Origin of the sequence: Acetobacter oeni, from assembly GCF_011516825.1 — a bacterium.
GTDB classification, from domain to species: domain Bacteria; phylum Pseudomonadota; class Alphaproteobacteria; order Acetobacterales; family Acetobacteraceae; genus Acetobacter; species Acetobacter oeni.
This window is the reverse complement of record NZ_WOTA01000024.1, coordinates 37,671-55,979: the sequence shown is the minus strand read 5'-3', so window position 1 is coordinate 55,979 and position 18,309 is coordinate 37,671. Positions and strand designations below refer to the sequence as shown.

15 protein-coding genes and 1 pseudogene are annotated in these 18,309 nt (G+C 59.9%); 13 read left to right on the top strand and 3 right to left on the bottom strand.

Annotated elements, in window-relative coordinates:
* Nucleotides 1–181: 181 nt before the first annotated feature.
* A pseudogene (locus tag GOB90_RS14320) lies at nucleotides 182–298 on the top strand (DUF3034 family protein); the annotation flags it as partial.
* A 122-nt stretch (nucleotides 299–420) separates the two neighbouring features.
* On the opposite strand, the gene GOB90_RS14315 reads toward GOB90_RS14320, so the two are convergent.
* Complete coding sequence (locus GOB90_RS14315) at nucleotides 421–1,686, bottom strand: DNA recombination protein RmuC (RefSeq protein WP_242012053.1); 1,266 nt, start codon at nucleotides 1,684–1,686, stop codon at nucleotides 421–423.
* A 287-nt stretch (nucleotides 1,687–1,973) separates the two neighbouring features.
* On the opposite strand from GOB90_RS14315, the gene GOB90_RS14310 reads away from it, so the two are divergent.
* The 3 genes from GOB90_RS14310 to GOB90_RS14300 all read left to right on the top strand — a co-directional run bounded on the left by GOB90_RS14310 (nucleotide 1,974) and on the right by GOB90_RS14300 (nucleotide 7,000).
* A complete protein-coding gene (locus GOB90_RS14310) occupies nucleotides 1,974–3,329 on the top strand; it encodes a dicarboxylate/amino acid:cation symporter (RefSeq protein WP_146889936.1) in 1,356 nt (451 codons plus the stop codon).
* 496 nt (nucleotides 3,330–3,825) lie between these two features.
* Nucleotides 3,826–5,685 (top strand): alginate export family protein, encoded by a 1,860-nt coding sequence (locus GOB90_RS14305; protein WP_146889934.1) that lies wholly within the window; start codon nucleotides 3,826–3,828, stop codon nucleotides 5,683–5,685.
* Nucleotides 5,686–5,707: 22 nt separating this feature from the next.
* Nucleotides 5,708–7,000, top strand: coding sequence for an MFS transporter (locus GOB90_RS14300; protein WP_373322054.1), 1,293 nt, complete (start codon nucleotides 5,708–5,710; stop codon nucleotides 6,998–7,000).
* Between the two features lie 172 nt (nucleotides 7,001–7,172).
* Here the strand turns inward: GOB90_RS14300 and ggt are convergent, their stop codons facing one another.
* The gene (gene ggt / locus GOB90_RS14295; protein WP_242012052.1) at nucleotides 7,173–8,813 is read right to left on the bottom strand and encodes a gamma-glutamyltransferase; all 1,641 of its coding nucleotides are present in this window, start codon (nucleotides 8,811–8,813) and stop codon (nucleotides 7,173–7,175) included.
* Nucleotides 8,814–9,371: 558 nt separating this feature from the next.
* Here ggt and GOB90_RS14290 point away from each other — a divergent pair.
* From GOB90_RS14290 to GOB90_RS14275, 4 genes are all read left to right on the top strand, one after another.
* Entirely contained in the window at nucleotides 9,372–9,977 is a 606-nt protein-coding gene (locus tag GOB90_RS14290; RefSeq protein ID WP_146889929.1) for a nitroreductase family protein, read from the top strand.
* 208 nt (nucleotides 9,978–10,185) lie between these two features.
* Complete coding sequence (ubiM, locus tag GOB90_RS14285) at nucleotides 10,186–11,394, top strand: 5-demethoxyubiquinol-8 5-hydroxylase UbiM (protein ID WP_146889925.1); 1,209 nt, start codon at nucleotides 10,186–10,188, stop codon at nucleotides 11,392–11,394.
* A gap of 192 nt (nucleotides 11,395–11,586) precedes the next feature.
* Nucleotides 11,587–11,901, top strand: coding sequence for a hypothetical protein (locus GOB90_RS14280; RefSeq protein WP_206752481.1), 315 nt, complete (start codon nucleotides 11,587–11,589; stop codon nucleotides 11,899–11,901).
* The gene (locus GOB90_RS14275) at nucleotides 11,898–13,142 is read left to right on the top strand and encodes a M24 family metallopeptidase (protein WP_242012051.1); all 1,245 of its coding nucleotides are present in this window, start codon (nucleotides 11,898–11,900) and stop codon (nucleotides 13,140–13,142) included. The genes GOB90_RS14280 and GOB90_RS14275 overlap by 4 nt, the downstream gene beginning before the upstream one ends.
* A 67-nt stretch (nucleotides 13,143–13,209) precedes the next feature.
* Here the strand turns inward: GOB90_RS14275 and GOB90_RS14270 are convergent, their stop codons facing one another.
* Nucleotides 13,210–14,253: a glycosyltransferase gene (locus tag GOB90_RS14270; RefSeq protein ID WP_146889918.1), complete on the bottom strand. Its 1,044-nt coding sequence runs from the start codon at nucleotides 14,251–14,253 to the stop codon at nucleotides 13,210–13,212.
* Between the two features lie 103 nt (nucleotides 14,254–14,356).
* Here GOB90_RS14270 and flgF point away from each other — a divergent pair, with 103 nt between their 5' ends.
* From flgF to GOB90_RS14245, 5 genes are all read left to right on the top strand, one after another.
* Complete coding sequence (flgF, locus tag GOB90_RS14265; RefSeq protein WP_146889915.1) at nucleotides 14,357–15,097, top strand: flagellar basal-body rod protein FlgF; 741 nt, start codon at nucleotides 14,357–14,359, stop codon at nucleotides 15,095–15,097.
* A 29-nt stretch (nucleotides 15,098–15,126) separates the two neighbouring features.
* Nucleotides 15,127–15,912 (top strand): flagellar basal-body rod protein FlgG, encoded by a 786-nt coding sequence (gene flgG, locus GOB90_RS14260; protein ID WP_173572111.1) that lies wholly within the window; start codon nucleotides 15,127–15,129, stop codon nucleotides 15,910–15,912.
* The gene (gene flgA, locus GOB90_RS14255; RefSeq protein WP_146889909.1) at nucleotides 15,909–16,907 is read left to right on the top strand and encodes a flagellar basal body P-ring formation chaperone FlgA; all 999 of its coding nucleotides are present in this window, start codon (nucleotides 15,909–15,911) and stop codon (nucleotides 16,905–16,907) included. Before flgG ends, flgA begins: the two co-directional genes overlap by 4 nt.
* 29 nt (nucleotides 16,908–16,936) lie before the next feature.
* Complete coding sequence (gene flgH, locus GOB90_RS14250; protein WP_146889906.1) at nucleotides 16,937–17,659, top strand: flagellar basal body L-ring protein FlgH; 723 nt, start codon at nucleotides 16,937–16,939, stop codon at nucleotides 17,657–17,659.
* 125 nt (nucleotides 17,660–17,784) lie between these two features.
* Nucleotides 17,785–18,135, top strand: coding sequence for a transposase (locus GOB90_RS14245; RefSeq protein ID WP_242012050.1), 351 nt, complete (start codon nucleotides 17,785–17,787; stop codon nucleotides 18,133–18,135).
* The last annotated feature ends 174 nt before the right edge of the window (nucleotides 18,136–18,309 follow it).

Sequence of the window (18,309 nt, the reverse complement as noted above, 5' to 3'; positions counted from 1 at the left end):
CGTCAAAACGGGCCACAACACGCCGTCCACAGGAGGCTGGAAACTCATACGCGCCTGCGCTACACTCTGTCTGCATCGGGTTCGTTTATTGCTTATGAAAAATTCTTTTGTACAAAACAGACTTTTTCATAATCTAACCCGATGTACAACCCTTCTGTGAGATTTCCGCGTCGATGTCTACGCCAGCTACTTCGTCAACAAACACCTGAACATCACCGCCGCCTACGTCTCGCTCGGCACCATCGCCACCTTCCGCAACCAGACCGGCGCCTACGTCTCACTCCAGACCGGCTTCTGACAAACCGGGACAAAGGGACCACGTCTCTTTGCCGGACCCGGGCGAGGCACGGCGCCCCGCTCAGACATCCGGGCGCCGCCCGGACCCGGCAGAGACCGCAGGCCCCCTGCACCCCGGTTTATTTATGAGGCTGCGTCCCGCGCGACAGGAGGCGCCACCTCCCCCGAATCCAGCTCCCGCAACTGCCGCGCCACAGACCGCGTCCGCCGCCGCGCATCCTCGATCGAAGTCGACATCGCCAGCGCATTGCGCGACAGCTTCTCCAGCACCTCGTCCATCTTCAGCATCTCCTGTCGCGTCGCCCCCAGCAGACGCGCAATCGTGTCCGTCCGCTCCTCCAGCGACAGCGTCACATACCCAAGATGAATCGTCCGCAGCAGCGCCGGCATCAGAGACGGCCCCATGATCAGAACCCGGCAGGTCCGCCCGATCTCGTCAATCAGACCCGGACTGCGCGCAATCTCCGCATAAAGCCCGTCCGTCGGCAGATACAGAACCGCAAACTCAACCGTCTCCGGCGGCACAATATATTTCGAGGCAATCTTGCGCGCCTCGAACCGCAACGCATTGTCCAGCGCCTTGCGCGCATTGCGCTCCCCGTCCCGGTCATTCCGCGCGCAGGCATCCAGCAACCGCTCATAAGCCTCGGTCGGAAACTTGCTGTCGATCGCCAGAACCGGCGGCACCGTGCTGCGAACCGGCATCTTCACCGCAAACTCGACAACCTCCCGCCCCGGCCCCAGCCGACGATTCGTCTCATACGTTCCCGGCGGCAGCACATCGTCCAGAATGGTGCGTAACTGCGCCTCCCCCCAGCCACCCCGCGTCTTCACATTGCCGAAAAGCCGCTTCAGATCCCCGATCTGCGCCGTCATCGCGGACACCTCGCCCATCGCCTTCTGCATCGCGGAAAACTGCTCCAGCACGCGCTGAAACGACGTCTGCATCTGCTTCTCAACCGCCGCGTGAAGCTGCTCCGTCACCGCCCCCCGGATCGCCGCAAGCTGCTGCGCGCTCGCCTCCGCCATCGTCCGCAACGCCTCGGACTGCGCCGCCCGCGCCTCCGCCTGCTCCTTCCCGATCCCGCCCGCCAGATGCCCCAGCCGCTCCGCCAGCTCCGCCCGCATCTGCTCAACCCGCGCCACAAGCGCCCGTTCGATCTCCGTCAGCCGCAGCCGCTGCTGCTCCGTCTCGGCATGACGCAGACTGACCTCCCGCTCAACCATCACATACAGGCGCGCCAGCAGATCGGAATCCGCCATTCCGCCCCCTGAAGCCCGCCGGCTGCGAAGAAAGGCAACACCCCCCAGAACAGCGAGCAGAACGGAAACGAGAAGAACCGGCAGACCGGAAAGATCGAATGTCATCACACCCGCATCTTCCGACATTTCCCGGCTTTATTACAGAGGGCGCGGACCCCGCCCGCAGCTGACCCGAGCAGACCAGGATCTAAAGGGGCCGCGCACCTTTGCGGGCTCCAGGACAGAGCCCCAAGCCGCCACCCCGCACAAAGCAACCCCAGCAACACACTGATTTATAATGAAAAACCTGAGTTAATTACGCTCATGAATTGGCATCCCCCCGGCAGGGTGCTATCGACGCAAAGGCGGACAAAACAGTCCCGTCGTATCAGGAACAATAAGACGCCGTCAGGCGCGTAACGGTAAAAAGAGTCATGCACGGCACCCTCACGGCCCCTCCGGCAAAACGGAAACTCTGGAAAAGCCTCTATTTCCAGGTCGTCGTCGCCGTCACGCTCGGAATCCTGATCGGCCATTTCGCCCCGAATCTCGGCACCGCCATGCGCCCCCTCGGTGACGGCTTCATCAAACTCGTCAAAATGGTCATCGCCCCCGTCATCTTCCTGACCGTCTCAACCGGCATCGCCGGAATGGGCAATCTCGGCAAAGCCGGCCGCATCGGCGCCAAGGCCATGGCCTACTTCCTGTTCTTCTCCACCCTCGCCCTCATCGTCGGCATGATCGTCGCCAACGTCGTGCGCCCCGGCGGCGGCATGAACGTCGATGTCCGCTCGCTCGATGCCGCCTCCGTCAGCGGCTATGTCGAGCGCGCCAGAGAACACACCTTCTCCGACTTCCTGCTCCAGATCATCCCGAACACAACCGCCAGCGCTTTCACCTCCGGCGAAATCCTCCAGGTCCTGTTCGTCGCCATCGTCTTCGGCATCAGCCTCTCCCAGATGGGCAAACGCGGCGAACCCATCCTCGCCTTCTTTCGCCAGCTCACCGAACTCGTCTTCGGCGTGGTCCGCCTCGTCATGCTCGCCGCCCCCGTCGGCGCGTTCGGCGCCATGGCCTTCACCATCGGACGCTTCGGCATCGGCTCCGTCACCAGCCTCATCTGGCTCGTCGGCACCTTCTACCTCACCTCCATCCTGTTTATCGTCGGCGTGCTCGGCCTCGTCACCCGCGTCATGGGATTCTCCATCTTCAGACTCCTGCGCTACCTGCGGGAAGAACTGCTGATCGTCCTCGGCACCAGCTCGTCGGAATCCGCCCTGCCAACCCTGATGTCCAAGCTGGAAAACGCCGGCTGCGACCGCCCCATCGTCGGCCTCGTCGTGCCGATGGGCTACTCCTTCAATCTCGACGGCACCAACATCTACATGACCATCGCCGCCCTGTTCGTCGCCCAGGCCACCAACGTGCACCTGAGCTTCGGCGAACAGACCGCCCTGCTGCTCGTCGCCATGGTCAGTTCCAAAGGCGCCGCCGGCGTCACAGGCGCGGGCTTCGTGACACTTGCCGCCACCCTCTCCGTCGTTCCCACCATCCCCGTCTCCGGCATGGCCCTCATCCTCGGTGTCGACAAATTCATGTCCGAATGTCGCTCCCTGACCAATATCATCGGCAACGCCGTCGCAACCATCGTCATCGCCCGATGGGAAGGACAGCTCGACAGGACACGCCTGGAAGACGCCCTGGCCGGACGCCTCCCGCCACCACAGGCCGGCGATCCCCTCGCGGAAGAAGACGTCACCCCCACCCCGGTCGCGCACAGCTTTCACTGATCGGCAAACCGGCTTCCGGAGGCGCTGCTCTCATTAAGTGTGACCGCGTTTCTCAGGGCTATGCCCTGACACCCGCCAAAAGCCGATGGCCTCTGGAAACCTGCTTATTCGGGTTACGGCGGCCGTCGTGCATGGCACGCCCTCGCGTGACGCTCCCTGCCGGATGCGGGCAGAGGCCCGGAGCGGGGCTAACCTGTGGGGAAATCACACATCAACACCTGACGACAACAGAGCCTCTCCGGAGGCCGCCGCCCTTTAGCCGGTTTCAGGGCAAAGCCCTGAGAAAACCAGCAACACTTAAAAAGAACCGAACAACGATCGCCCCGGCGCAAAAGCGTTGCAGATCCGTCACGCAGAGCATGGATTTCGTCGCTCACCCGACATCCCCACATGACGCATCATGACCTTTTTCGTTATCTGACATACACCGGCCGCAAAGGCCGGCACCGGGCAAAAAGACCCGGGATAAAAGAACAGGAAAGACAGCACCCGCTATATGAACGCCCCTTCTGTGACCCCGACCCCCGGGGTGCGTCATCCAAACCGGTTCACAACCTGCTTTATCTCACCAACAATTCTCGGAAGTATCGCGTTCGTCCTCTCCGTGCCGGCCCACGCCGAAACCGCGCCCGGAACCCAGGTCAACAGCCACGCGCAAATCCCCGACGCGCACCGCTACAAAGCCCATACCAACCTGTCGCCACGCGTCATGCAGCCGGCGGTCGCCCCGGTCGAAGTGATCCCGACCGCCTCCGTCGTCAGCCGCACGAACACAAGCCAGACGAACCAGACCGGAACAAACCTGACCAGCACAAAAGGTTTCTGGGATAATACGCTCCTGCCCCCGCTCGAATCCCGCCCGGAAGCCTACGCCCAGCCACAATCCCTGGAACTGCCGCACGAACCGGCCTCCTTGCTCCATCAGGGGCCCTGGGGCATCTTCAATTCCAACACCGGCGCCGCCTCCGGCTTCGGAACCGTCGGCTACTACGCCGCCTCGCGCTGGGCGGAAGACTGGTCGAGCCTGCGCGACAGGCGCAACCGCATCGACATCATGGACCCGCTCAAATACATCCCGCTGAACGAAAGCGGCTCAATCTACCTGACACTGAGCGGCAATTTCCGGCATCACGGCTTCTACGACGAAAAACCCGTGCTCGGAACCGTAAGCAAAAGCCCCGCTTACCGGTCCGGCCTCCGCTGGAACGCCGGAGCGGATCTGCATCTCGGCGAACATGTCCGGCTCTACGGCGAACTGATGAGCGGCCAGGCGGGCGGCATAAATTACTGGGGTTACGGCAACGGCCGCTGGCGTAACAAACTCGACGCCCAGCAGGCCTTCGTCGAAGTGCGCGGCCATCTGCTCAACGCCACCATGGGCGCCATGGCCGGCCGCATGACCTTCCTCGATGCCCCGCCCTACGTCACCGCCGGCAGCGTCTATCCGACAATCCCTTATTCCTGGAACGGGATTCGCGGATACTCCTTCTGGAAAAACTTCCGCGTCGACGTGTTCGACCTGACCCTGACAAACTGGGATACCCACAACGTCCCGTTCCACAACCAGGTCGGCTACCGCACCCGCTGGTTCGGCGCCTACACCTCCTGGGCCGTGCCCGCTTTCAGATTCATGGATGTCAAAAGCCGGATTTTCGTCGATACGTTCTATTATGGTTATCTGCTGGCCAGCGCCCCCATCGCAGGAAAAACCGGCACCATCGCCGGCTCAACCCACCGCGATACCCCCGGCATGCGCGTCTGGGGCAACGCCGGCCCCATCGAATTCTCGCTCGGCGCCATGTGGCAGGGCGGATCGTTCAACGCCGCCAAAGACGGCCCGTCACGCCCCGTCAGCGCCTACTCTTTCAACACACAGATCTCCTACCGTCTCGCAAAACTATGGGGACGCCCCGCCATCGGCCTCCAGGCCGACGACATCTCCGGCGGCGACACCAGAAAAAGCCAGACCAGCACATGGGGCGGATTCCTGTCGCCCTTCGTCCCCAGCGCCTATTATCTCGATATAAGCTGCTATTTCGGCAACCAGAACCTGATCGACGTCGGCCCGATCGCAACCCTCGCACCCACCGGCAACACCACCCTGCTCCTCAAAGCTCCCGTCATGTGGCGCAACAGCGTCAACGACGCCATCTATCAGAACCCGACAGCCGCCTACACTTTCCGCCCCCACGGCGGCTATGTGGGAACCATCCCCCAGGCCAGCTTCACCTGGCGTGCAACACGTCACATCACTTTGAGTATAGACGGCGAATACATCTTCGCGGGAAAAGCACTCATCCAGAACGGTGCCTCCTCCGGCGCCTACGTCCAGAGCAACCTCGAACTGACATTCTGAACCCTTTTTCAATACGGACCCCATGACACAGAGATCTCCGGCCGACCTGACAAACTTCGAGCGCATCCGCGGAATTTTTGCAGGATCGGCCGGAAACTTTCTCGAGTATTTCGACTGGTACGTCTACTCAGCCTTCGCCCTCTACTTCGCCCACAGCTTCTTCCCCCACGGCGATCCCACAGCGGAACTCCTCCAGTCCGCCGCCGTCTTCGCTGTCGGATTCCTCATGCGCCCTGTCGGCGGATGGCTCATGGGCCTCGTCGCCGACCGTTACGGTCGCAGAAAAGCCCTCACCCTCTCCGTCGGCGCCATGTGCGGCGGTTCCCTCGCCATCGCCGCCTGCCCCGGATACGAACAGATCGGCCTCGCAGCCCCCGTCATCCTCGTCCTCGCACGCCTCGTCCAGGGCCTCAGCCTCGGCGGCGAATACGGCGCCTCCGCAACCTACATCGCCGAAATCTCAAAACCCGAAAGCCGCGGCTTCTGGTCCGGCTTCCTCTACGTCACCCTCGTCATGGGACAACTCGCCGCCATGGCCGTGCTGCTCCTCATGCAGTTCGTCTTCCTCACTCCCGCACAAATCACCGCCTGGGGCTGGCGTATCCCCTTCCTCCTCGGTGCCATCGGCGCCGTCCTCATCTTCTGGCTCCGCCGGAACATGGAAGAAAGCAGCTCTTTCAAAAAAGCCGCCAGCGAAAACAAGGAAGGCGGACTCCGCGTCATGCTCCGCCACCGCCGCGCCGTGCTCACCGTCGTCGGACTCACCGTCGGCGGAACCGTCGCCTTCTACACATACACCATCTATATGCAGAAATTCCTTGCCAATTCCCTCGGTTTTGACAAGGAACAGGCTACCCTCATCTCCGCCGCATCCCTCGCCATCTTCGCCCTGGTCCAGCCCCTCTTCGGCGCCCTCTCCGACCGCATCGGCCGTAAACCCCTGCTCATCACCTTCGGAATCCTCGGCACACTCGGCACCGTCCCCCTCATGAGCGTCCTCTCCACAACCCGCTCCGCCTGGGGGGCCTTCAGCCTCATCACCCTCGCCCTCATGATGGCCTCCGGTTACACCTCCATCAACGCCATCGTAAAAGCCGAGCTTTTCCCAACAAGAATCAGAGCCCTTGGCGTCGCTTTCCCCTACGCCGTCACCGTCTCCCTCTTCGGCGGAACCGCCGAATACATCGCCCTCTGGTGCCGTCACGCCGGACACGAAAACTACTTCGCCTGGTATGTCTCCGCCTGTGCTCTCTGCACCCTCCTCACCGCCCTCACCCTCCCCAAAGGCGACGCCAAACTCCCCGACGAGGCCTGAGTCTCAGGGCTCCGCCCCGAGCCCCGGCAGGAACCAAAGCCCCCCTGCGTCCTGATCGGTTAGATAATTCCGTCCGCTGTCGCCCTCATCGCAGTCGTTGGGTAAGTCGCGAAGAGTCAGAAAGTATGGGCTCAGGAGCCGACAGTCATTCAGAATGTTTGCAGACGGGCGCTTAATAACCCACAGCCGCGCCATCCTTGCGATGGTCGGACGCACCACGATATACGCCAGACCGGGGATCAATCATGATCGCCTGATACCCGCCCATAATCAGTCCGTTGCCTTCGATCACCTTATGCCCCATCGCTTTCAAAGATGATCCAACAGCTTGATAAAGTTCGGATTCCAATACTACGTTATTGGTTTCCTCCGAATGTGAAAAACGCGCCGCATCGGAAGCTGCCTGTGGGTTGGCCCCGAGATCGAGCATGTTCTCCAGCACCTGTAACTGCCCCTGCGCCTGCTGATCGCCGTACATCACTCCCAGACTGAGAAACGGTTTGTTATCTTTCAGGACAAATCCGGGAATAATCGTATAGAATGGCCGTTTTCCAGGGGCTATGACGTTGGGACTTTTGTCATCAAGGCTGAACTGGGCACCACGGTTATTGAGCAGAAAGCCATAGCCAGGCACGGTTATTCCCGAGCCAAACTCGTCATAAACGCTGAATATAAGCGAGACAACATTGCCAGAGCGATCGGCTGTCGTGAGGTAGACCGTGCCTCCAACCGGATCTCGATCAGCATCAATGGCAGCCGCGTGACGCGGGTTGATCTTGGCGCATTGCGAAGCTGCGTAGGCTTTACTTGTCAGTTTTGCTGTTGGCACTGAAACAAAATCAGGATCGCCGACATAGTGCCGCAAGTCCGCATAAGCGACCTTCTTCGCTTCGATCAGAAGATGCCAGTAAAGCGGGGACCGTGGTCCCTCCCTGCGTGGATCGATACCAACCTTCGGTCCACATTGCTCGACAAGATTCAAGGCTTCCAGCACGGCAACTCCCTGTGTGCTGGGCGGCATCTCATAAATATCGTATCCGCGATAGGATGTGGTCAGTGGCGTGACCCACTGAGGTTTGATTTTTTCAAAGTCCGATGGCGTGAATGTGCCGCCCAGAGCACGGGATTTCTTCACTATAGCTTCCGATACCGGACCTTTGTAGAAGACATCCACACCGCCCTGTTCAAGCAACCGGAATGTTTTGGCAAGATCCGGATTACGGAAGATACCGTAGAGAGCCGGCGGCTTGCCCTGAGGAAGATAAACCGAAGCCGTATCCGGATCTTTTCCAAGCAAGCCGGCATATTCCTGCCACTCGCCTTCAACGCGCTCTGTCACGCCAAAGCCTTCTTCCGCCAGGCGGGCCGCCGGCTCCAGCGTCTCTTTAAATGTCATGGTTCCGTAGCGGTTCTGAATGGCATCCCAGCCAGCCACAGTGCCAGGAACAACGACCGACTGAATACCTGTATAGGGCACCTGATTTAACTTATGAGCCCGAAAATACTCAGGCGTGGCACCTGATGGCGCACGCCCGGCAGAATCCAGCGCGACCAGCCGATGCTCCTTCGCCACCCAGGCGATCATGAAGAGATCGCCTCCCATGCCAGCGGACTCCGGTTCGACAACGTTGATTGCAGCCGCAGTGGCAATCGCAGCATCGAAGGCATTGCCACCATGCCTGAGAATATCAAGCCCAATGCCGGCCGCGAGAGGTTGACTGGTTGCCACCAGCCCATGTGTGCCAATGACTTCAGAACGGGTCTGTCCCGTCCATCCATACCCCCGATCTCCCCGGAAGGGATTAAAGGGCATTGCGGATGCATTCATCTCCGAACGCGGTGCGGCCTGAAGCTGTCCCGGCAACAATATCGTAAAAGCGCTCAATATTAAAAAAGCGTTTGATGGAATTCTCATGCCCGCAGCCCTGCTGAATGCTGTGTGAAACCGACCAGGTTATTCTGTGGAAAACAGAAACCATGCCATGCAGATACTGGCATTCCTTCCTCCTCGCGCTCATATAATATTCAGATAATGTAACGATCGTCTGGAAGGCTGGTGGAATATGGCGAGACCAGACATTGCCCCGGACAACTTATTGCCACTAAAGAACGAAAAAACCTCGCTTTCGTTCGAATTGCACGAAACTTCACTTGTGCATAAACTCAAGTATATGCCTGTTTTCGCCTGAGTACCGGAGGCAGGGCAGGAGGCTGTAACCGACCAGGAAAATCGTTGCCTTTTGCGACAGTCCATTAGCCTCTTTTGAATATTCATCGTCTCTGTGACGGGCAAGAAAATTTTGTCGGTCTGGCTTTTCCCTGGCAATCAGGCCACTCTCGCGCCCCCTGATGCCAAAGGAGCCCCGAGCCCATGAAAAAGCACGAACGTATCGCTCTCGACAGCCTCCTCTCCCGTTCCTCAACAGATGACCTCACCACCCCCGCGCCAAAAGGTGAGGAACTGGAAACCATCCTCTCCGCCGTCATGCGCGCGCCCGACCATGGCAAACTCCGCCCCTGGCGCCTCGCCCTCGTCCACGGCGAAGCCCGCGCGAAACTCGCCGACCGCGTCGTCGCCAGCATGAAACGCATCGACCCGAACGCACCCGAAAAGAAAATCGAAAAGCGCCATCACCGCTTCTCAAACATGCCCCTGACCATCGTGCTCGGCATGCACCTCCGCCCTGACGACAAAATCCCCCTGCTCGAACAGCAGCTCGCCGTCGGCGCCGCCGGCATGAACCTGCTCAACGCCCTCCACGCCGCAGGCTACGGCGCCGTGTGGGTCTCCGGTGACATCGCCTACGACCCCGTCTTCGCCACCGAACTCGGCTTCCCCGCCCCGCACGCCCTCGCTGGCTTCTTCTTCGTCGGAACCCCGAAAGACAGCGACCACGATGCAAAGCGCCGCCCCGTCACCCCTTATGTCGCCGAATGGAAAGGCGAGCCGGTCAGCTTTGGCGCCGACAAGGACTAACAGGGAAAGACCTCAGGGCTCTGCCCTGAAACCCGGCAACGGTCACAGACCTCTGCAAACCAGTCCGGTCAGATAAACCGGGCTGCCGGGGGGCTGTGGTCACTGCCGTAGCCGGACAGAGACCGGCCTCCCACACCCGCCAGAGCATATGAACCCTGCAACCTTTCCCACATGCCAAAGCCAGCGACCTCTGCTATAAATCGTCCCTATGACGAACACGCCCGAATACGATGTCGCGATTATCGGCGGCGGCCCCGTCGGCCTCGCCGCCGCCCTCTGCCTCGATGACGCCGGGCTGTCCGTCACCGTGCTCGAACGCGCCGACGCAGCCTCCTGGGCCGAACCCGCCTTCGACGGCCGCGAAATCGCCCTCACCTGGCACGCCCGCGCCCTGCTCGAACGCCTCGGCGCCTGGCAGCATATCCCCGAAAGCATCATCTGCCCCCTTCGTGAAGCCCGTGTCGAAACCGGCCGCGCAAATCACCCCCTGATCTTCGATGCTGACGCCTCACACACCACCCCGGGCGAACCCCTCGGCTGGCTCGTCGCCAACAACATGATCCGCCGTGCCCTGCACGCCGAAGCCGCAACCCGCCCCGGCATCACCCTGGCCCCCGACATCGCCGTCAGCACCATGCGGCAGGACGGCGACACCACCGTCATCCACCACTCTGGCGGTAAAACCCGGGCACGCCTCACCATCGGCGCCGACGGCCGCTTCTCCGCCACCCGCCGCCGCGCCGGAATCGGCGCCGTCATCCATGATTTCGAAAAAGTCATGATGGTCTGCCGCATGGCCCACGAAGCCCCGCACCACAACGTCGCCCTGCAATGGTTCGATGAAGGCCAGACCATCGCTCTCCTGCCCGTCAACGGCGGCGCCTCCTCCCTCGTCCTCACCCTCCCGGCAAACGACATCGACCGTCTGATGCACGCCGGCCAGGACGACTTCAACGCCGAAATCATGCAGCGCGTCGGCAACCGCATGGGCACAATGCGCCTCGTCAACTCCCGCCACGCCTACCCGCTCAAAGCCGTCTACGCCCACCGCTTCACCGCCCGCCGCCTCGCCCTCATCGGAGATGCCGCCGTCGGCATGCACCCCATCACCGCGCACGGTTTCAACCTCGGCCTCCGCGGCGCCGAAACCCTCGCCACCGAAGTCGGAAAAGCCTTCACCCAGGGCCAGGATTTCGCAAGCCCCGTCACCCTCCGCCGCTACGAACACCAGCACCGCGCCGCAACCGCCCCCATGTTCGCCGCCACAAATGGCATCGCCACCCTCTACACCCGCGATACCGCCCCCTTCCGCGCCCTCCGCGCCCTCGGCCTCCGCGCCGCCAGCGCCCTGCCTCCCTTCAGATCCGCCGTCACCGCCATGCTCATGGACCGCAACGCGAAAAACCCCTCCCACTAAAAGAAATTTCCGTTTCATGAAGCACCATCCGGGCTCTGCCCGGACCCGGCATAAGGTGCAGCCTCCTGCACCTCGTCTTCTTTCAGAGCATATACTCAGCAGCCCATTACAAATAAAAATCCTGAGTAACTATTTCAATACAGCGATGATTACTCTGACTCGCCATTAAGATAAGCTTCTCATATGCCTGTAATGCCAGATAATTATGTTCAGTCGGGGCGCACATTCCGCGAACTCAAAAAAGATAAACCGGTAAGCGATCTCCCTTATTTTAATCTGCCTTTCTCCACCGGCGCCTCTTTAAGCCGGGACGACCTGCTGCAAGGCCACAGAACTGTCATTCTGTCCGAAGCCGGAGTTGCCAAGCCATCGGCCAACCCACCTCACCAAAGAAACAAATTTTCCGGAACGCCCGCCTTAATTCTCCACCCGGAACATATTGTCCTCACTGGCCAGATGCCGCAGACTCCGGCCAGAACACTGACCGGGACAGGACATAAACAATGACATCCGTGAAACGTCGGACACTGCTGAACGGCATGGCAGCCGGTGCAACACTGCTGACCCTGCCCGCCATCACGCTTGCAGACACGCTGCCCGGTCCTCTGCCAGGAAAAACAACGCCCATCACAACCTCCGAGCGGGAAGCGCGCATCGAACAGGCCAGACGCCTGATGCGCGCACGAGGTATCCGGGCGCTGATCGTGGAACCGGGATCTTCGCTGATTTACTTTACAGGCATACAATGGTGGCGCAGCGAACGTGTGACAGCGGCCGTTATTCCGCTCGAAGGCGATGTCGTCATCGTCACACCGTTTTTCGAAGCTCCGTCAATCCGTCAGACGCTGAACATTCCAGCGGAAATCCGGACATGGAACGAAGACGAAAACCCGCTGGCACTTATAGCCGGCGCGCTCCGGGAGCGTGGCGCGGCCTCCGGCCCTGTGGCCATCGAAGAAACAGTCCGTTATTTTATCGTGGACGGATTGAAAAAAGCCCTCCCTTCGGTGTCGATCCTGTCCGGCGCACCAGTTGTCCGGGGATGCCGGATGCATAAATCAGCCACCGAAATCGCCCTGATGAAACGGGCAACCGACATCACCATCGCCTCGTATCGTTACGTCATCCCCCATGTAAAACCAGGAATGACACCAAAACAGATTGGCGAGATGATGGACGCCGCCACAATCGCTCTGGGCGGCAGTCCTGAATTTACCCTGATCCTGACAGGAGAAGCCGCCGCCTACCCGCACGGCTCACGCGCCCCGCAGATAGTGCGGGAAAATGACATTGTTCTGATGGATTGCGGCTGCACCGTAGAAGGCTATCAGTCCGACGTTTCGCGAACATTCGTTCCTGGCAAAGCAACCGATCGTCAGAGACAGGTGTGGAATCAGGTCCGTCAGGGACAGCAGGTCGCCTTCACCGCGGCAAAAAACGGAGCACCGGCCGGAAGCGTGGATGACGCCGTCAGGCGATATTACGAAAGCCTCGGTTACGGACCCGGATACAGGCTGCCCGGCCTTTCCCACCGCACCGGCCACGGAATCGGTCTGGACGGCCACGAACCCGTCAATCTCGTCCACGGTGAGATGACAAAGCTTGAGCCAGGCATGTGTTTTTCAGATGAACCCGGTATTTATATCCCCGGCGAATTCGGCGTGCGCCTGGAAGACTGCTTCCACATGACAGATGCAGGCCCGGCATGGTTCAGCGAGCCACCGGACTCCATCGACCATCCCGCCTGATGTTTTCGGGCATTTTCCTCATGAAAGACGCGCAGGCGCCGCGCGAAAATACCATCCGTCCGGATTATCACCTGTTCCCGGCCTCCTTCCACACCATGCACCGCCGGTAAAATGCTTCGATCCGCGCTGCCCGCCCCGCCGGATCGAACGCCGACAGATCCCACTCCCGCAGCGAAGCCCCCCGCAACCGCCGCAGCCCCGCCGCCATCGCGTCCACATCATCCGGCGGCACCATGCAGTCCGGGTACGCCCCGAGAATATCCGGCACGCCCCCGGCCTCTGTCGCCAGCACCGGCAGCCCCGCCGCCATCGCCTCCAGCAGCACCAGCCCGAACGGCTCCCGGCGCGACGGCAGAACAAACGCATCCAGCCCCGCCAGATCCAGTGGCAGAGACGTCCGGAATCCCGGAAAGAACACCCGCGCCCCGGCCCGCGCCTGCAACGCCGCACGCTCCGGCCCGTCTCCGAACAGCACCAGCGCCGTATCCGGCAGACCAGCCCGCGCAAATGCCTCCAGCAACACATCGAAGCCCTTTTCGGGAATCATCCGCCCCGCCGCCCCGATCAGAAACGTCCCGGCCCCGAGTCCCAGTTCCGCCCGCAAACGCGCCCCGGCGCCTTCCGCCGGCCTCCCCGCCCCGGTCCAGTTGGCAATCACCTCGACCGGCCCGTGAAACCCCGCCGGAATCCCCGAGCGCTGCCAGTTCGCAATACAGATCAGTCCGTCATGCCCCCCATACGCCCGCTGTGAAAAACCCCGATGCAGCGTCGCCACCACAGGCGGCCCGCCACCGCCCGGCAGCATCCGGCGCAACCGGTTCAGAAGTCCCGCCCGAAAACTCGCCGCCCCGACATGCGTGTGAATGACATCCGGTCGCCAGCGCCACTCCAGCGCGGCCAGGGCCGGCAGATAACCGGCCCGCCCCACGCGACACACCCGCACCGACGAAGCAAGATGGGGCACCAGATCCCCTCCGGTCAGCGAGTCGCGGGTATGACGGGCAACAAGCACGGCAACCTCGTGAGACTCCGCCTGCATCTGCGCCAGTTCACTGAGATGCCGCTCCGTCCCGGCAAATTCGTGGGTCAGAATGCAGTGGAGAATACGCAACGAACCCAAACCTTTCCTGAGTTCTTTGCCCCGAACGGAACTAAAGCAACCCTTTATCAATCTTTGAACGGCAGTTTGCTTCCCGGAAGGGAGCGCTCGCCGAATGGACAATACGACCTATATCGCGCTGTCACGCATGGATACCCAGATGCGCGCCATGAGCGTTCTGGCCAATAACCTCTCTAACGCGGATACGGCCGGCTACAAGGCCAGTCATGTTCTGTTTTCCGACTATCTCGTCAAACAGAAAGACGGTCACGCCGCAGACGGCACAGCGACCGAAGCCTATACCCAGGACCGGTCAACCTACCGCGATTTCGGCCAGGGGACCCTACAGCAGACCGGCAATCCGCTCGACATCGCCATCACCGGCGAAGGCTTTTTCTCCGTGATGACCGCTCAGGGCGTACGCCTGACCCGGAACGGCCGCTTCCAGCGCCTTGCGGACGGACGTATCACGGACGGCGCGGGCAATGTCCTTCTCGACCGGACAGGGCAGCCGGTGCAGCTCCGGCCACAGGACCGCACAATCAGCCTCGCCGCCGACGGTACACTCTCTACGGAAAGCGGTGTGGCCGCGGAAGTCGGGCTCGTGACTGTCGATAACGCCTATACTCTGGTCGGAGAAGGCAATCAGATCTTTCGCGCAACCACGCAGACCCGGCAGCTGAATAATAAAGAACTGCGTCAGGGCATGCTCGAAGGCAGCAATGTCAACTCCATGACGGAGACAACGCAGCTCGTGCAGTTACAGCGAGACTTCGAAATTACCTCCAATCTTGTCGAGAGCGAGGAAACACGTGAGAAAAACGCTATCGACAAGATCATACAGACCCAGTCCTGAACTGATACAGACGGAAATTCACTCATATGATGCGTTCTCTCGATATCGCCGGCACCGGCATGCAGGCCCAGCAGACGAATGTTGAGGTTATTTCGAATAATATTGCAAATATGACCACAACAGGCTTCAAACGCCGCGTTCCCGAATTTCAGGACCTGATGTATCAGGATATGCGCCGCGTCGGCACCATGAGTTCCGATAGCGGCACACTTGTTCCCGCCGGCGCTCAGGTCGGCCTGGGTGTGCGAACAGCCGGCATCTACCGCATCAATGAGCAGGGTACACTGGAGCAGACAAGCAACAGTCTTGATCTTGCCATTGAAGGCGCGGGCTATTTTCAGGTGACGCTGCCTTCCGGCGAATACGCCTATACCCGCGATGGCACATTCTCCCTGTCGGATACAGGACAGATCGTCACGGCTGACGGATATCCGGTGAGCCCCGGCATTACCGTTCCGAACAATGCAGAAACCGTCACGATCGATCAGACGGGTCAGGTACAGGTCACCATCTCCGGCCAGACAACCTCCACTGTCGTCGGGCAGTTGCAAATGGCAACATTTCAGAATGAAAATGGTCTCGCTGCAATGGGGCAGAACCTGTTTACCGAAACTCAGTCCTCCGGCAATGCGATCACCGGCACAGGCCAGAGCGTCGGCTTCGGCAGCGTTCGTCAGGGCTATGTGGAAGAATCCAACGTCAACGTCGTGACCGAAATCACCAATCTCATCACGGCCCAGCGGGCCTACGAGATGAACAGTAAGGTGATTACCGCATCCGATGAGATGTTGCAGACTCTGACCGCCTTGAAATGATCCGCCAGGCGCACCGTCTCCTTCCGGCTATCGCCATCGGCCTTTGCCTTACGGCAACGGTTTCGGACGCGGCCACGCTACGCCGGGCAACTGTCCTGCATCGGGCTCAGGTGCGCCTTTCCGATCTTTTTGCCAGCCTTGATCCCGGCCAGGACTGCGATATAGGCGCGGCTCCGGAGGCCGGACAAAGCCAGATCATCGACGGTGCGCAGCTTGAGGCAATCGCCACTCAGTTCGGTGTTGACTGGCCGGACGCATCGGTAACATCCCGAACAACACTGACCAGAGCTGCACGAACGATTTCACGTGATGACATCACACCCCTCATTACCACTGAACTGAAAAAACGTGGTGTTCCCGACAACGCCGCCATTGATATTCCCGATTTTTCGGGTCCGACAGTAGCGGACGAACCATCGATAATCCCGCAACTGGCAAATGTGGTCTATGACACATCCCATGGGCGATTTTCGGCATATTTCACGATTCCGGCCGATAGCGGCACCTCCCGGTCCTTTCGTGCGGACGGGACAGTCAGTGCCCGCATCAATGCCGTAACAACAATCCATGAACTGGCCGCCGGTCAGACGATCAGCCGTGACGATATCGATGTGCTCAGCGGAGATTCCCGCACATTGCCCGTAAAGGTGATCGGTGATCCCAACGCCGTCGTCGGACAGACCGCACGTCACGATATCGCCGCCGGCACACCGCTGACATCCGATCAGATTATTCACATTGATCTTGTCGAAAAAGGCGCGCCAGTCATTCTCGATGTCTCATCAACAGGACTTCACCTGACAGCCTCCGGCATCGCCGTCGATTCAGGAGCACTGGGAGAGCGTATCCATGTTCTCAATCCTACATCACGCATGATCGTCATCGGTCAGGTTGTCGACCGCTCACACGTGGAAGTTCTCCCCGGCAGCACGCCGCTTCCGGCAGATCAGCGGGTCCTGCGCGGGGCAGGCGTCAGATCTCAGCAAAACATCTGAATTTATACTTTCGGACGTCATAGAAGTTAATGAAGAAATATTTTATTGTTTTCAGCACACTTTTTTTATCCGGATGCAATGGCTTCGGTAGCCTGACCGAGATCGGCAGTCCGCCGAGCCTCACCCGCACACAGGATCCAACGCGCGACACCAGCTATCGTCCGGTGACGATGCCGATGCCGCCCCTTCAACCACCACCATCTGAAGCCGCCAGCCTGTGGCGCCCCGGAAGCAGAGCATTCTTTAAAGATCAGAGAGCCTCTCAGGTCGGAGACCTTATAACCGTCATTGTCGATATCACTGACAATGCAACAATCGTTGATAATACAAGCGCAACCGGTTCCGGTACTGAAGCAATGGGAATGCCCAGCCTTTTTGGTTTCCAGAGCAAAGCTATTTCACACCTGACCAGTTCAAGCGCATTATCAACGTCCAGCAGTAGCGGCAATACAGCCACAGGCCGGATAGGCCGGAGTGAAACCGTAACCATCCGCCTTGCGGGAACAATCACACAGGTCCTGCCAAATGGTAATTTTGTCGTCGTTGCAAGACAGGAAGTCCGGATTAACAGCGAACTGCGTGAACTTCTGGTAACGGGCGTCGCGCGTCCGCAGGACATCACGGCGGATAACACCGTAACGCACGATCGCCTTGCCGAAGCCAGAATTTCCTATGGCGGACGAGGACAACTCAGCATTCTTCAGACTCCACGTTATGGTCAGCAACTCCTGAATGCCGTTGCTCCGTTCTGAAGACCGGACCTCTCATCGTAAAGAAAACTGACTGCGGAATTTCAGCCAGGCCCAGCCATTGTGAATGACACAGGAGGAATCCTAAAGAGTATTATGTACTTTCCGGCATGATTTGTGCAGTAAAGATGATGATTACTGCAAGAAAACCCTATCCGTCTGATATCAGTGACGAAAAATGGTCTCTGATTATTCCCTGCCTTCTTCTGATGAAAGAGGATGCCGGACAACGTCATCATGATCTGCGGAAACTGTTTAACGGCCTTCGGTATGTGATCCGTTATGATATTGCGTGGTGTGCGATGCCGAACGACCTGCCGTCATGGTCTGCGGTTTATCAGCAGCCCCGGCGCTGGATGGAAGCGGGGTGTTTCGAGGCTCTCGTCCATGATCTGCAGACCGTGCTGCGTATTGCGGCCGGTTCGGGGACTGGAAGAATGTTCACAGACGACTGCGCCACTGGTGCGAAACCGGTGTGATCGAACGGATTTTCCGGCATCTGGCTGCCGATCGCGACAATGAATACATAATGATCGACAAATCGTCCGCGCGCACCGGCATAGCACGGTGCTCGTAAAGAGGCGCGGATCAGACCATTGACCAATCCCGTAGTGGACTGACCACGAAAATCCACGCCTGTGTCGATGCCGCAG